15 protein-coding genes and 1 pseudogene are annotated in these 14,283 nt (G+C 73.8%); 6 read left to right on the top strand and 10 right to left on the bottom strand.

The window, feature by feature from the left end:
• The first annotated feature begins 1 nt into the window (after position 1).
• The 3 genes from IF29_RS0124245 (at position 2) to IF29_RS0124235 (ending at position 2,684) form a co-directional block, all read left to right on the top strand.
• Positions 2–787, top strand: coding sequence for an SDR family oxidoreductase (locus IF29_RS0124245; RefSeq protein WP_030258726.1), 786 nt, complete (start codon positions 2–4; stop codon positions 785–787).
• Between the two features lie 92 nt (positions 788–879).
• Positions 880–1,482: a TetR/AcrR family transcriptional regulator gene (locus IF29_RS0124240; protein ID WP_030258723.1), complete on the top strand. Its 603-nt coding sequence runs from the start codon at positions 880–882 to the stop codon at positions 1,480–1,482.
• 44 nt (positions 1,483–1,526) lie between these two features.
• Positions 1,527–2,684 carry an acetyl-CoA C-acetyltransferase gene (locus IF29_RS0124235; protein ID WP_030258720.1) on the top strand — a complete coding sequence of 386 codons (1,158 nt, stop codon included), beginning with the start codon at positions 1,527–1,529 and terminating at the stop codon, positions 2,682–2,684.
• Here the strand turns inward: IF29_RS0124235 and IF29_RS0124230 are convergent.
• Positions 2,668–3,939 carry an MFS transporter gene (locus IF29_RS0124230; protein ID WP_051725861.1) on the bottom strand — a complete coding sequence of 424 codons (1,272 nt, stop codon included), beginning with the start codon at positions 3,937–3,939 and terminating at the stop codon, positions 2,668–2,670. The genes IF29_RS0124235 and IF29_RS0124230 overlap by 17 nt on opposite strands.
• A 59-nt stretch (positions 3,940–3,998) precedes the next feature.
• Here IF29_RS0124230 and IF29_RS0124225 point away from each other — a divergent pair, with 59 nt between their 5' ends.
• The gene (locus tag IF29_RS0124225; protein ID WP_030258712.1) at positions 3,999–4,973 is read left to right on the top strand and encodes a helix-turn-helix domain-containing protein; all 975 of its coding nucleotides are present in this window, start codon (positions 3,999–4,001) and stop codon (positions 4,971–4,973) included.
• Between the two features lie 115 nt (positions 4,974–5,088).
• Here the strand turns inward: IF29_RS0124225 and IF29_RS0124220 are convergent, their stop codons facing one another.
• The 4 genes from IF29_RS0124220 to IF29_RS0124205 are packed head-to-tail and all read right to left on the bottom strand — an operon-like array spanning position 5,089 to position 8,567.
• Entirely contained in the window at positions 5,089–6,165 is a 1,077-nt protein-coding gene (locus IF29_RS0124220; RefSeq protein WP_232242417.1) for an NAD(P)H-dependent flavin oxidoreductase, read from the bottom strand.
• The gene (locus IF29_RS0124215; RefSeq protein WP_030258708.1) at positions 6,162–6,935 is read right to left on the bottom strand and encodes a CoA-transferase subunit beta; all 774 of its coding nucleotides are present in this window, start codon (positions 6,933–6,935) and stop codon (positions 6,162–6,164) included. The genes IF29_RS0124220 and IF29_RS0124215 overlap by 4 nt, the downstream gene beginning before the upstream one ends.
• Positions 6,932–7,798, bottom strand: a complete 867-nt coding sequence (locus tag IF29_RS0124210; RefSeq protein WP_030258706.1) for a CoA transferase subunit A — start codon at positions 7,796–7,798, stop codon at positions 6,932–6,934. The genes IF29_RS0124215 and IF29_RS0124210 overlap by 4 nt, the downstream gene beginning before the upstream one ends.
• Before the next feature lie 4 nt (positions 7,799–7,802).
• Positions 7,803–8,567 (bottom strand): enoyl-CoA hydratase family protein, encoded by a 765-nt coding sequence (locus IF29_RS0124205; protein ID WP_030258702.1) that lies wholly within the window; start codon positions 8,565–8,567, stop codon positions 7,803–7,805.
• Between the two features lie 87 nt (positions 8,568–8,654).
• Between IF29_RS0124205 and IF29_RS0124200 the strand changes: the two genes are divergently transcribed.
• On the top strand, positions 8,655–9,431 hold the full coding sequence (locus IF29_RS0124200; RefSeq protein ID WP_030258694.1) for an SDR family oxidoreductase: 777 nt from the start codon (positions 8,655–8,657) through the stop codon (positions 9,429–9,431).
• A 31-nt stretch (positions 9,432–9,462) separates the two neighbouring features.
• Positions 9,463–10,344, top strand: coding sequence for an SDR family oxidoreductase (locus IF29_RS0124195; RefSeq protein WP_030258692.1), 882 nt, complete (start codon positions 9,463–9,465; stop codon positions 10,342–10,344).
• A gap of 10 nt (positions 10,345–10,354) precedes the next feature.
• Here IF29_RS0124195 and IF29_RS0124190 read toward each other — a convergent pair whose 3' ends face one another.
• From IF29_RS0124190 to IF29_RS42345, 5 genes and pseudogenes are all read right to left on the bottom strand, one after another.
• Positions 10,355–10,936, bottom strand: a complete 582-nt coding sequence (locus IF29_RS0124190) for a TIGR03086 family metal-binding protein (RefSeq protein ID WP_030258690.1) — start codon at positions 10,934–10,936, stop codon at positions 10,355–10,357.
• Positions 10,937–11,006: 70 nt separating this feature from the next.
• Positions 11,007–11,834, bottom strand: a complete 828-nt coding sequence (locus IF29_RS0124185) for a class I SAM-dependent methyltransferase (protein WP_030258687.1) — start codon at positions 11,832–11,834, stop codon at positions 11,007–11,009.
• Between the two features lie 39 nt (positions 11,835–11,873).
• Positions 11,874–12,497 carry a GNAT family N-acetyltransferase gene (locus tag IF29_RS0124180; protein WP_037596429.1) on the bottom strand — a complete coding sequence of 208 codons (624 nt, stop codon included), beginning with the start codon at positions 12,495–12,497 and terminating at the stop codon, positions 11,874–11,876.
• Between the two features lie 114 nt (positions 12,498–12,611).
• Positions 12,612–13,394 carry a 6-phosphogluconolactonase gene (gene pgl, locus IF29_RS0124175; protein WP_030258683.1) on the bottom strand — a complete coding sequence of 261 codons (783 nt, stop codon included), beginning with the start codon at positions 13,392–13,394 and terminating at the stop codon, positions 12,612–12,614.
• Positions 13,391–14,259, bottom strand: a pseudogene (locus tag IF29_RS42345) (glucose-6-phosphate dehydrogenase assembly protein OpcA). Before IF29_RS42345 ends, pgl begins: the two are co-directional and overlap by 4 nt.
• Between the last annotated feature and the right edge of the window lie 24 nt (positions 14,260–14,283).

Raw genomic sequence — 14,283 nt, 5'->3', positions numbered from 1 at the left:
CATGAGCACCGCACCTGACTATCCGTCAGCACACGGGCTGCTGGACGGCCGCAGCGCCGTGGTCACGGCGGCGGCCGGGGCCGGGATCGGCGGCGCCACCGCCCGGCGGTTCCTGGAGGAGGGGGCTTCGGTGGTGCTCGGCGACGCCCACGCCCGCCGGCTCAAGGAGACCGTAGAGGCGCTGGCCGGGGAGTTCGGCGCGGACCGGGTCGCCGGCACCGCCTGCGACGTCACCGAGGAGCAGCAGGTCGCCGCGCTGCTGGAGCTCGCCGAGGCCCGGCACGGACGGCTGGACATCCTGGTCAACAACGCCGGGCTGGGCGGGACGGCGACACTGGAGGAGATGACCGACGAGCAGTGGGACCGGGTCCTCGACGTCACCCTCACCGGCACCATGCGCTGCACCCGGGCGGCGCTGCGGCGGTTCCGGGCGTCCGGCGGCGGCGGGGTGATCGTCAACAACGCCTCGGTGGTGGGCTGGCGGGCCCAGGCCGGGCAGTCCCACTACGCGGCGGCCAAGGCCGGGGTGATGGCGCTGACCCGCTGCGCCGCCCTGGAGGCCGCCGACCTGGGGGTCCGGGTGAACGCGGTCTCGCCGAGCCTGGCCATGCACCCGCACCTGGTCAAGGTCACCACGCCGGAGCTGCTGGAGCAGCTGACGGCCCGGGAGGCGTTCGGGCGCTGGGCCGAGCCCTGGGAGGTGGCGAATGTCATCGTGTTCCTGGCGAGCGGATACTCGTCCTACCTGACCGGTGAGGTCCTCTCGGTCAGCAGCCAGCACCCGTGACCCCAGCACCACTGACCACAGCACCACTGACCACAGCACCACTGACCACAGCACCACTGACCCCCAGCGCAGCGACGAGGAGCCGAGCAGCGATGACGTCCCAGCCGAGAACGGCGGCGGCCACCCGACGGGACGAGCTGCTGGCCACAGCCGCCCAGGTGTTCGCCCGGCAGGGCTACGACGCCACCACCGTGCGGGAGATCGCCGACGCCGCCGGCATCCTGGCCGGCAGCCTCTACTACCACTTCGACTCCAAGGAGTCGATGCTGGACGAGATCCTCTCCGGCTTCCTGAACGAGCTCTGGACCGGCTACGACGCCGTGCTCGCCGCCGGCCTCGGCCCCCGGGAGACCCTGGAGGCACTGGTCGTCGAGTCGTTCCGGGAGATCGACCGGCACCGCGACGCCGTCGCCATCTACCAGCGCGAGCGCCATCTCGCCGGGCAGCCCAGGTTCGGCTACCTCACCGACTCGATGAACCGCTTCGAGGCCGCCTGGCAGGGGACGCTGGAACGCGGCGTCGCCGAGGGCGCCTTCCGCGCCGACCTGGACCTGCGGCTGGCGTACCGCTTCGTCCGCGACACGGTCTGGGTCGCCGCCTCCTGGTACCGGCCCGGCGGCCGGCACGACGCGGGCGAGATCGCCCGCCAGTACCTCAGCATGCTGCTCGACGGCATCTCCACCACCCATCAGTGACCCCACCGATCAGCCACCCCACTCCCGCAGGAGGAACGACCACCATGCCCGAGGCCTACATCGTCGAAGCCGTCCGCACTCCCGTCGGCCGTCGCCGCGGCGGCCTGGCCACCGCCCACCCCGCCGACCTGGGCGCCCATGTGCTGAAGGCGCTGGTCGAGCGGTCCGGGGTGGACCCGGCACTGGTCGAGGACGTGGTCTTCGGCTGCCTGGACACCGTCGGCCCGCAGGCCGGGGACATCGCCCGCACCAGCTGGCTGGCGGCCGGGCTGCCCGAGGAGGTGCCCGGCGTCACCATCGACCGCCAGTGCGGCTCCTCGCAGCAGGCGGTCCACTTCGCGGCGCAGGCGGTGATGTCCGGCACCAGCGACCTGGTGGTGGCCGGCGGAACCCAGAGCATGTCGCAGATCCCGATCGCCTACTCCTCGCGCGAGGCGGCGCTGCCGCTGGGCCTCACCGAGGGCCCGTACGCCGGTTCCATCGGCTGGCGCGAGCGCTACGGCGACCAGCCGGTGAACCAGTTCCACGGCGCCGAGCTGATCGCCGAGAAGTGGGGCGTCTCCCGGGAGGACATGGAGCGCTTCGCCCTCCAGTCGCACCAGCGGGCGGCCCGCGCCATCGACGAGGGCCGCTTCGACCGTGAGATCGCCCCGTACGGGGAGGTGCGGCAGGACGAGGGCCCGCGCCGGGACACCACCCTGGAGAAGATGGCCCAGCTGAAGCCGCTGACCGAGGGCGGCCGGCTGACCGCCGCGGTCTCCTCCCAGGTCTCCGACGGTGCGTCGGCGATGCTGATCGCCTCCGAGCGCGCCGTCGCCGAGTACGGGCTGACCCCGCGCGCCCGGGTGCACCACCTCTCGGTGCGCGGCGAGGACCCGATCCGGATGCTCTCCGCCCCCATCCCGGCCACCGCTTACGCGCTCAAGAAGACCGGGATGAGCATCGACGACATGGACCTGGTGGAGATCAACGAGGCCTTCGCACCGGTCGTCCTCGCCTGGCTCAAGGAGACCGGCGCCGACCCGGCCCGGGTGAACGTCAACGGCGGCGCCATCGCCCTCGGCCACCCGCTGGGTGCGACGGGCGTGCGGCTGATGACGACCCTGCTGCACGAGCTGGAGCGCACCGGCGGCCGCTACGGCCTGCAGACCATGTGCGAGGGCGGCGGCCAGGCCAATGTGACCATCATCGAGCGCCTGTAGTGACGGAGGCCGCCGGCGTCGCCCCGTCCGGCTCCGGATCGCCGTGTGGCAGCCGCCGCACGGCGGCGGAGGCCAGCGGGGCCACCGCCGCGACCGCGTAGACCACACCGGCGGCGGTGGCCACCCGGAAGCCGCCGAAGGCGTGCGCCAGCGGTCCCACGCTCAACTGGCCGATCGGGATGGCCAGGTAGGACAGCAGGTCGTCGAAGGAGGAGACCCGGGACAGCACTTCGGCCGGGACGTGCTCCTGCAGCGAGGTGTCCCAGCCGATGCCCACCACCGAGGAGCCCAGACCGGCGACGAAGGCGGCCGCGATCAGCCAGGGGGCGTGCAGCCCGGCGCCCAGCGCCAGCAGCGGCAGTGCCCCGAGTGCCGTCACCGACTGTCCCAGCCGCAGCAGGTGACGGACCGTCACCCGGTACATCAGCGCGCTGGTCAGCAGCAGTCCGACGCCCCTGGCGCTGAGCACGAAGCCCCAGGCGGCCTCACCGCTGACCTGCTTGGTGAGCGAGGGGCCGAGGATCTGCCAGGTGCCGACCTGCACCAGGTTGATCACGCAGAAGGACAGCGCCACCGTCCAGACCCAGCGGATGCGGCGGAACTCGGTCCAGCCCTCGCGCAGGGAGGTCAGCATGCCGGTGCCCCGCGCGGCCGGCATCCGGTCGGTGAGGCTGAGCCGGGCCAGGCACAGCGCCGCCAGCAGGAAGGTGAGCGCGTCGAAGGCGATGGCGGGCCCGCCGCCGAAGGCCACCACCAGGACGCCGGACAGGCTGGGGCCGAGGATCTTGGTGGCATTGCGCATCGAGCCCAGCAGCGGATTGGCCTGCCGCAGCCGGTCCCGGTCCACGAGCTGCGGCAGCACGCCGCGCAGTGCCGGGGTGGTGAAGGCGTCCAGGACGCCGTTGAGCAGGCTCAGCGCGGCGATCGGACCCAGCGAGTAGCTCCCGGTCAGCAGCAGCGCGGCCACCCCGCCCTGGGTGACCCCCGAACCGAGGTTGGCCAGCAGCAGCACCGTCCGGCGCGGGAACCGGTCCGCGACGGCGCCGCCCAGCAGCAGGAAGCCCAGCAGCGGCACCATTCGCGCGGTGACCACGATGCCGAGGTCGCCGGTGCTCCCGGAGGCGTTGAGCACCGCGAACGCGAGCGCCACCGGGGCCATCGACGAGCCCAGCAGGGACACCAGCTGGCCGGTGAAGAACCAGCGGAAGTTCGGCAGCCCGAGCAGGGCGAAGCGCTGGAGCGAGAGGGAGGGCATGGGCGGCAGTCTGCGGGCCCCGGTGGGACGCGCACTATTCTTTCGGCAGGAGGCGAAAGATGACCCTGCTGCGGCTGACCCCGCTGGCCCTGTCGCGGTCCCGGTTCGCGCTGTCCCCGCTGGCCGAGACGCTGGGGTCGATCAAGGTGCTGCAGGCGGACCACTGCGACCTCTGGATGGAGTCCTGGTACGCCCGGCACCACGGCGCGTTCCGGGCGGTCCTCGACGCCGACCCCTTCGCCGCGGGCCTGGTCCGGCTGATCAGCTCGACCAAGTGGCTGCCGCTGTTCGTCACCGCACCGCCGCCGGGCGGGATGCGCACCACCCTCGCCGAGGAACTGGCGGCCCTCCGGCCGTTCTCCGACCAGGAGGTGCGCGCCGAACTGGAGCTGTCGGTGCAGCACAGTTGGGAGCAGCACGACCTGTCCTGGCTCACCGGCCGGGACTGGTTCGCGCGCACCGTCGAGCTGTTCCGCTCGGTCTGGACCGGCTCCGTGGAACCGGACTGGCCGCGACGCCGAGCACTGCTGGAACGGGACGTCACCTACCGGGCCGGACTGCTGGCCGCCTACGGCTGGCCCCATGCGCTGGAGCGGATGAGCCGCCGCAGCGCCTGGGTCGGCGCGGACGCGATCCGCTTCAGCGACCAGGACTTCCCCGACCGCCGGATCGGCGACGACGGCATGCTGTTCGTCCCGGTGAGCGCCCTGTCCCGGGGCACCTGGCTCTGCGAGGGCCCGGGGGACCGCTACGCCCTGGTCTACCCGGCCCGCGGGGCGGCCTCGGGCCCCGCGGAGGGACGCCCCCGGCGGGCCCTGGACCGGCTAATCGGCGCCGGCCGCGCGGCGATCCTGCGGGAGCTGGACCGCCCGGCCACCAGCAGCGAGCTCGCCGCGCACCTCGGGCAGTCCCTCGGCACGATCGGCGGGCACCTGGCGGTGCTGCGCGACGCGGAGCTGGTGGCGGGGACGAGGGTGGGACGGCGGGTGGTGTACCGGCGTACGGAGGTTGGGGATTCGCTGGTGGGGGGTTGATCGCGCAGTTCCCCGCGCCCCTGCGGGGCTGCAACTGACCCACTGTGGGCGAGTTGCAGCCCCTAGGGGCGCGGGGAACTGCGCGACAAGCCATGCACAACCCGCACCCGAAGTCCTACACCACCGCCCCCGCCACCCCCGCCAGCGCCACCCCCGCCTCCGCCATGATCCGATCGATCAGCTCCCGCACCGAGGGCAGGTCCTCGATCAGTCCGGCGACCTGGCCGGAGGCCATCACCCCGAGGTCGGTGCGGCCGTCCACCATCGCGGCCTTCAGCAGCATCGGGGTGTTGGCGGCCAGCAGCACCTGGCTCCAGGTCAGGTCCTGGCCGTGCTTCATGGCCAGACCTTCGCGGATCATCGCGGGCCAGGAGAGCCCGGAGACGGAGCGGAAGGCGGCCGCGTGACGCAGCGCCCGGACCAGCGAGCGGGTGCGTCCCGCCTGTTCGAGGGTGGCGACCAGCTCACTGCGGAGCATCCGGTGCGGCAGGCCGTCGACCTTGGTGGTGACGGTGATGTCGTTGACCCCGGCGGCGAGGTAACGGGCCTTGACCGCGTCCGGGACGGTGCTGTCGGAGCTGAGCAGGAAGCGGGTGCCCATGGCGATGCCGGCCGCTCCGAAGGCCAGCGCGGCGACCAGGCCCCGGCCGTCGCGGAAGCCGCCGGCGGCGATGACCGGGATGTCCACGGCGTCCACGACCTGGGGGAGCAGTACGGTGGTCGCCACCGCGCCGGTGTGTCCGCCGCCCTCGCCGCCCTGGACCAGGACGGCGTCCGCGCCCCAGGCGGCGACCTTCTCCGCGTGCCGCCGCGCGCCGATGCTGGGGATGACGACCACGCCGGCGTCCTTGAGCCTGGCGATCAGCTCGCGCGAGGGGGCCAGGGCGAAGGAGGCAACCCGGACGCCCTCCTTGGCGATGATCTCGGCGCGTTCGGCCGCGTCCCCCGCGTCCGCGCGCAGGTTCACCCCGAAGGGTGCGTCCGTGCGCTCCTTCACCTCCCGTACCGCTGCCAGTAGTTGAGTGGGCGTCATGGTCGCTGAGGCGAGGATGCCGAGGCCGCCGGCCCGGGCGGTCGCGGTGACCAGGCGGGGGCCGGCGACCCAGCCCATGCCGGTCTGGACGATGGGGTGGCGGACGCCGACCAGGCGGGTGAGCGCGGTGTCCAGCCGCACCGGGGCGGCGGTCGTCATCCGCGTACCTCGCGATCGCGGGCGCCGCGCGGGTCCAGGACCTCTCGGATCAGGCGCAGTTCCTCGGCGGACGGGTCCCGGGTGGAGGCGATGTCGCCGGGCAGCACCAGCGGGAAGCCGGTGGCGGCGATCACCTGGTCGACCGTCACGCCGGGATGCACCGAGAGCAGCCGGACGGCGTGTCCTTCCCCGCCGAAGTCCAGCACCGCAAGGTCGGTGACGATCCGTCGGAGATCGTGGAACCGCCCGGTCGGGCCGTTCAGCCGTCCGTATCCGACGCCGCTGACGACGTCGACCTGCCCGGGGACGAAGACCCGGGTGCTGTGGCGCGGGATCCAGTAGCTGGTGGGGTTGTTGACGGTGTTGCCGGGCGCTCCGCGCATCCCGAGCAGCTGGCGGGACGGTCGGGACCAGTCGCCGATGGCGGAGATGTTCTGGTTGCCGTGTCGGTCCAGCTGGCTGGCGCCCATCATCACATGGCGGTGGCCCATGGCCACCAGCTCCAGGTGCTTCCGGTACGGCAGCGCGCCCTCGACCGCCGCGGGGGCTGCGCCCAGGGCGGGGACGTCGGCGGCGAGCCGTGCCTCGCCGTCGGTGATCAGCAGGTCGGGTTCGAAGGTGAGCTTGGCCAGCCGCGCCCCCAGGGTCGGGACGGTCCCCATCGCGGCGGCCAGCACCTCGCCGTCCCCGCGCCAGGCCTCCGCGCAGGCGATCACGCAGTACTCGGCCCTGGAGACGGCCAGGTCCGCACCGGTGGTGGTCGTGGTCATCGGGTTGCCTCCGCCCGGAGGTCCGCCACCGCGGCCCGGTAGTCCTGCTCGTCCCCCGACAGGAAGCGCTGCTCGAAGGCGGGCCAGGCCGAGGGGTCCGCCGCGGCCTGGGCGTAGGCGCGCTGGAACGGCTCGTCGCGGTCGTAGTCGGGGACGCAGGAGGTGAAGTGGGCGCCGCCGGGGGCCTCCACCACGCCGGTGACGGACCAGCGGGGGACCAGCACCGAGCCGGGGGAGCCCTCCTTCTGCAGGTCGGCGGTGTCGACCAGGCGCTCACAGCTGAGGTACGCGGCGTCGGCGGCGGCGCAGAACAGGTCGTCCATGTAGGGGTCGGGGCCCAGGTACTGCCCGTTGCCCTGTCGGTCCGCGCGGTTCAGGTGGACCAGGGCGGCGTCCAGCCGCAGGGCCGGCACCGCGACCAGCTCCTCGCCGTCCGGGTAGGGGGAGACCACGGTCCGCAGCTCCGGATTGACCCGCAGCACGTCCGAGCCGAGACCGGCCCGGGTCGGCAGGAAGGGCAGCCGGTGGGCGGCGGCGGTCAGTCCCAGCAGCAGCATGCCCTCGTCGTACTCGGTCAGCCGCTCCAGCGTGCCGCTCTCCCGTGCCGACCGGAAGTGCGGTTCCAGCGGGATCGAGTCCAGCGTGACGAAGGCGGTGACCAGGTGCCGGATCCGCCCGGCCGCGGCCAGCAGCCCGATGTCCGGGCCCCCGTAGGAGACCACGGTCAGATCCCGCAGGCCGGACCGCAGGATGGCCCTGACCAGCGCCATCGGCTTGCGCCTCGACCCCCAGCCGCCGATCCCCAGGGTCATCCCGTCGGAGAGCCGGCCGACCACCTCGTCGGCGCTCATTGCCTTGTCCATGGCGCTACTTGCCCCCTGTCGCGATGAAGGCCTCACGGTGGGCGTCGGAGGCCCCGGCGAGGTTGGCCTCGAAGGTGAAGCCCTGCTCGTAGCGGTAGCTGCGCCGGACGTCGACCGGGTCGATGCCGTTGATGGCCTCCTTGGCCAGCCGCAGCAGATAGCCGTCCTTGGCCGCGATCTGCCGGGCCAGCGCCATCGCGGCCTCGGTGAGCCGCTCGCGCGGGACGACCTCCCAGACCGTCCCGAAGCGGTGCAGCTCGGCCGCGGAGACGGTCCGTCCGGTGTAGTAGAGCGGACGCATCAGATGCGGGGGCACCAGCCGGGCCAGGTGGGTCGCCGCACCCAGCGCGCCCCGGTCCAGCTCGGGCAGGCCGAAGACGGCGTCGTCGGCGGCGACGATCGCGTCGGCGTTGCCGACCAGGCCGATGCCGCCGCCCAGGCAGAAGCCCTGTACTGCGGCGATGACCGGCACCTGGCACTCGTAGACGGCGGCGAAGGCCTCGGCGCAGCCCCGGTTGGCGCCGATCAGCGACTGCGGCCCGGGGTCGCGCTGGATCTCCTTGATGTCGACGCCCGCGTTGAAGCCGCGACCGGGGGCCTCCAGCACCACCACCCGGACCCGGGGGTCCTGCCCGACCTCCCGCAGCGCGCGGGCGAGCTCGTACCAGCCCGCCACCGGCAGGGCGTTGACGGGTGGATAGGTGACGGTGACGACGGCAATGCCGGCGTCCGTTCCTTCGTCGGCGGCGATCGAGGTGGAGACACCCATGGGATTCTCGGCTACCTTTCCACCAAACGTTAGTTAGGTACGTCAGGGTCGACGGTAGCAGTGCAACCAGCCGCAGGGGAGCCCCGGATGACACACCGTCAAGAACTGTCCGGCCGCGTCGCGGTGGTCACCGGGGGGACCCGCGGGGTGGGCGCCGGGATCGTCCGGGCGCTGCTCGCGGCCGGCGCGGTGGTGGTCGCGGCGGCGCGCAGACCTCCCGCCGAACCCGTCCAATCCGCGGGCGGGAAGGCGGAGTTCCGCGCCCTGGACGTGCGCGACCCGGAGGCCGGGGCCGCCCTGCTGGCGCAGGTCGCCGCCGACCACGGCCGGTTGGACCTGCTGGTCAACAACGCGGGCGGGACGCCGTACCTGCCGCTGGCCGAGGGCGATGCCGAACGGCACCGCCGGATCCTGGAGTTGAACCTGGTCGCGCCGCTGCTGCTGTCCCGGGCCGCGCACGCGGTGATGCGGGAGCAGCCCGACGGCGGGTCGATCGTCATGATCGGCAGCGTCAGCGGTTCGCGGCCCTCGCCGGGCAGTGCCGCCTACGGCGCGGCCAAGGCGGGCCTGGACCACCTGGCCCGCAGCCTCGCGGTGGAGTGGGCGCCGAGGGTGCGGGTGAACACCCTGGTCCTCGGCATGGTGCGGACCGAGGCGTCCGCGCTGCACTACGGGGACGAGGAGGGGGTCGCGGCCGTCGGCCGCACCGTCCCGCTCGGCCGCCTCGCCGAGCCGGAGGAGGTCGGCGCGGCCGTGGTCTTCCTGGCCTCGCCGCGGGCCGGCTACATCAGCGGCGCCTCACTGCTGCTGCACGGGGGCGGGGAGCGCCCCGCCTTCCTCGACGCCGCCACCGCCAACCGCTGAGCCCCACTGGGCCGCTGAAGGAGCAAAGACCATGTCAGGACTGGCCGAAGGCCGCACCGTCATCGTCACCGGCGCCGGGCGCGGGCTCGGCCGCGCCCATGCCCTCGCCTTCGCCGCCGAGGGCGCGGCCGTCGTCGTCAACGACCTCGGGGTCGGCCGGGACGGGCGGCCCGCCGCCGACAGCCCGGCCGCCGCCGTGGTCGCCGAGATCCTGGCACTCGGCGGACGGGCCGTCGCCCACCTCGGCGACATCACCACCGAGGAGGGCGCGGCCGGCCTGGTCGCGCTCGCCCTGGACAGCTACGGCCGGCTGGACACCCTGGTCAACAACGCCGGATTCCTGCGCGACCGGATGCTGGTGAACCTGGACGTGGAGGACTGGGACGCGGTGATGCGGGTCCATCTGCGCGGGCACTTTCTGCCGCTGCGTCAGGCCGCCGCGCACTGGCGGGCCGAGGCCAAGGCGGGGCGGCCGGCGGCCGGACGGATCGTCAACACCAGCTCCGGGGCCGGCCTGCTGGGCAGCGTCGGGCAGGGCAACTACTCGGCGGCCAAGGCCGGGATCCTCGGCCTGACCTTCGTCGCGGCGGCCGAGTTCGCGTCCTACGGCGTGCAGGTCAACGCGATCGCACCGTCGGCCCGGACCAGGATGACCGAGGGGGCGATCGCGGCCGCGCTGCCCGAACCCGAGGACGTCTCCCCGCTGGTGGTGTGGCTCGGCAGTGACGCCAGCGCGGGGGTCACCGGGCGGGTGTTCGAGGCGGAGGGGGGCAGGATCACCGTGATGGAGGGCTGGCGTCCGGGCCCCGCCGTGCACAGCGCCACCCGCTGGAGCCCGGCCGAGGCCGGGGAGGCGGCCCGGAAGCTGCTCGCGCAGGCCGAACCGCCGCTGCCGGTCTACGGGGCGCGCTGACCGCGCGGCCTCAGGCCTTCCAGTCCGCCCTGCGGCCGAGGAAGTTGAGCAGCGAGTCGGCCTCGTCGGCGTCGATGGCGGGCTCGATGGCCGGGGCGAAGGCGAACCCGCGCAGGGGCTCCACCAGGGCGTCGGCGGCCGGCCGCAGGGCCAGGGCGAGTCCCGGGCTGAGCGGTGACAGCTGGCCGGTGGCGACGGCGATGTCCCAGGCGTGCACCGCCGCGTCCAGCGCGGCCGCGGCCACGGCGACCCCGGCGGGCAGCTTGAACGGCGGCAGCGGTACGGCCACCTCGGTGTCGGGGGAGTCCACCGTGCCGAAGGCCGCGACGGTGGCGGCCAGCGCGGGTTCCAGCACCTCGGCCGGGGTGGCCCCGAGCTCCCCGGAGGGGGCGAAGGGATCCTCCGTCGGCTTCGGCCCACCGGTCAGCGCCGAGGCGTAGGCCCGCTGGTCACCGGCCGCGTGCTGCAGCACCTGGGTGACGTTCCACGCCTCGGCCGGGGTGGGCCGACCCCAGCCGTCGGCCGGGATGCCCATGACAGCGGTACGCAGTGCCTGGTGCGCCTCGGTGAGGAGGTCCCACGTCGTAGTCATGCCCGGATCGTATCCCAGACACCCCCGACATGGGTGATCTTGCCTGCCGGGCCGGATAGTTGATTGCCCATCAGTTGACCGTGCCAACGGTCAGCAGATGCCCGCTCACCCCCAGCAGCGAGGGCACCGACTCGGTTCGTCGCACCGCGGCCAGCAGCGGGCCGCGCCGCTCCGGGTCGGCGAGGTTCTCGGCGCAGTCCGGCATCAGCCAGGCCGCGCCCTCCACCCCGTACTGGCCCAGCACGGTGAGGCCGGCCTCGGTCGACTCCTCGACGACGGCCTCGGGCTGGTGGAAGTAGGCGGTGGTGAACATCTGCCGCTCGCTGATCCGGTTCACCCCGTCGGTCGCCGCCGCCTCGATCAGCGCCCTGCGCTCGGGCCCCTCGAAGAAGACGCCCTGCCGGATGGTGTCGTGCAGCCCGGCGAAGCGGTTGATCGTCGCCAGCACCACGGCACCGCCGGGGCGCACCACCCGTCGTGCCTCGCGCAGCGCCGCCAACCGCTCCTCGCGCTCCGGCAGATGGTAGAGCGGACCGAGCAGCAGCACCGCGTCCACGGAGCCGTCGGCCGCGTCCAGCGAACGGGCGTCGCCCAGTCGCGCGGTCACCCCGGGCAGCTCCGAGGCCTGCTCGACATGGAGCGGCACCGGGTCGACCAGCTCCACCCGGTAGCCGTCGCCGGCGAGCCACTCGGCGTGCACCCCACTGCCGCCGCCCACGTCCAGCACCCGCGCCGGCGCGGCCGGTAGCACCCGGCGCAGCACGTCCTGGGTACGCCAGAACTCCAGCAGCCCGGCCCCGGAACGCAGCCTGCCGTCCTCCTCACCGCGCCCGTAGTAGGCGAGGATCTCGGGTCGGACGCGGCTGCTCGTGGTGCCGGCCCTCGTGGTCTCGGTCATGGCGTCACCCTGGCGGGCAGGGGTCCGCCGGGCAACCGATTATGGCCGTCGGGGCCGCCACATGGTGTCCATGCGGGGGGCGTGTTTCGGCAGTTTGAGGGCGCCGGTGACCTCGAAGCCGAAGTGTTCGTAGAGCGGGACGTTCGTCGGGTTGCTGGACTCCAGGTAGGCGGCCAGGCCCTCGGCGTCCACCCGGTCCAGCCGGGAGCGCAGCAGTGCGGCGCCGACGCCCTGGCCGTGCAGGTCGGGGTCGACGCCGAGGATGAAGAGGTACCAGTGCGGTTCGCTGCTCGGGTGGGCCTTGAAGCAGGCGCTCTGCAGGGTGTTGCCGTACCCGATCCGGCGCCCGTAGGCGCGCAGGTAGCCGGGGCCGGCGGCGGCCTGTTCGCGCAGGGTCGGCTTGGCCCTGCCCGGCGGCAGCCAGAGCGCGGCGCCGACGATCCGGCCCTCCTCGTCGCAGGCCACTTCCACGCCGCCGTGCCGCAGCACCTCGTGCCGCAGCATCGTGGTGAAGATCCCCCGCAGCCGCTTCGGCCTGGTCCGCTCGACCGGCAGCGACCAGAGCCACTGCGGGTCGTCGTGGAAGGCCAGCGCGAGCGTGCCTGCGGTCTCGTCGACGTCCGCGTCGGTGGCCGGTCGGACGGTGATACCTGTAGCCCCCATGGGCCGATCGTAGGCGCGGTGCGCGGGAACTGTCGACGGGTCAGATCAACGCCGACGGCCCCGGGCCCGCTGCGGGAGGCAGCGGGCCCGGGGCCGTCGCGGTCGTCGCGTCGGTCAGGACGACGACGGGGGGTACATCTCCGGCGGGATCTTGGACGCCGCCGCGCGGTCCAGCAGCCAGAGCGTGCGCTGCTGCCCGTACGCGCCGGAGGCCGGCGCCTGGATCTCGCCCGGGCCGCTCAGGGCCAGGGCGACCGCCTCGGCCTTGTCCTCGCCCGCGGCGAGCAGCCAGACCTCGCGCGCCGCCCGGATCGCCGGGAGGGTCAGCGAGACCCGGACCGGCGGCGGCTTCGGCGCGCCCCTGACCCCCACGACGGTGCGGGAGGTCTCCCTCACGCCGGGGAGCTCGGGGAACAGCGAGGCCACGTGGGTGTCGGGGCCGACCCCCAGCAGCAGCACGTCGAAGCTGGGCACGCCGGCGTGGTCGCCGGGCCCCGCGGCCTTGGCGAGCTCGGCGGCGTAGCGTTCCGCCGCCGCCTCCGCGTTGTCGCCGTCCACCCCGTCCGAGGCGGGCATGGCATGCACCCGCGCCGGGTCGAGCGGTACGGCGTCCAGCAGCTCGTCGCGGGCCTGGGTGACATTGCGCTCCGGGTCGCCCTCCGGCAGGAAGCGTTCGTCGCCCCACCACAGGTCGAGCCTGGACCAGTCCACCGCGTCCCGGGCCGGCGAGGACGCCAGCGCGGCGAGCAGCGCGTTGCCGTTGCGCCCGCCCGTCAGCACCACCGAGGCGGTGCCGCGGGCGGACTGGGCGTCGACGATCCGGGTGATCAGCCGGGCCGCCGCGGCAAGGGCCATCAGCTCCTTGTCGCGGTGGACCACGAGTTGCGGCGCGGTCACCGCTGGGTCCGGTTGGCCGAGGCTGCGGACTTCTTCGCCGGGGCCTTGGCCGCGGACTTGGTGGCGGCCTTGCCGGTGGCCGCCTCCTCCTCCGCCGCCTCCGACCGGGCCTGCCCGGCCGCGGTCCTGGCGTCGACGACCTCGTGCCCGGCCGGCGGACCGTCCTGGTGCAGCTTCTCCACGCCGTAGCGCACAGCGGCCGCGTAGATGTCGTCCGGGTCGAGCCGGCGCAGCTCCTCGGCGATCAGCTCGGCCGTCTCGCGACGCTTGAGCGCCACCATCCGGTCCGGCTGGTCCGGCATGGAGAGCTTGGCCAGCAGGCCGTCCGAACGCTCCAGGGTGACGTCGCCGCCCGCGGTGTGCAGGCGTACGGCGGTCAGGCCCGGGCCCTCGGAGACGACCCGGTCCACCTTGATGTTCAGCCGGTCGGCGAGCCACAGCGCCAGCAGTTCCGCACTGGGGTTGTAGGACTCGCCCTCGACCACCGCCGAGGCGACCTTGACCCGTCGCTGGTCCAGGGCCGCCGCCAGCCCGACTGGGCCTGGGAGGCGAGTTCGCCGTGCAGGCGGAGCAGGACGGTCTCGCCGGTGCCGGCGTCCGAGCCGACCCGGATCTCGGCGTCCAGCCGGGCCTCCGCCCGGGCCCGGGGCGAACGCCCGGGCCGGCGGATGACCGCGAGGATCCGCGAGGGGTGCTCGCGGGAGGCCTCGCCGGCCGCCTTGAGGGCGTCGTAGGCGCTGCCCTCGTCGGTGACGATGACCAGGGTCAGCACCATGCCGATGGCACCGGTGCCGATGGCTCTGCGGGCTTCGACGAGTCCGGAGTTGATTTTGCTGGAGGTGGTGTCCGTGAGGTCGATTTTCATGGCCGGCGCCAGCTCCTACCGTCT

The sequence above is a fragment of the Streptacidiphilus jeojiense genome (assembly GCF_000719095.1).
Classification (GTDB): Bacteria; Actinomycetota; Actinomycetes; order Streptomycetales; family Streptomycetaceae; genus Streptacidiphilus; species Streptacidiphilus jeojiensis.
The sequence above is the reverse complement of the archived record's forward strand: the minus strand, read 5'-3'. Positions and strand labels throughout refer to the sequence as shown.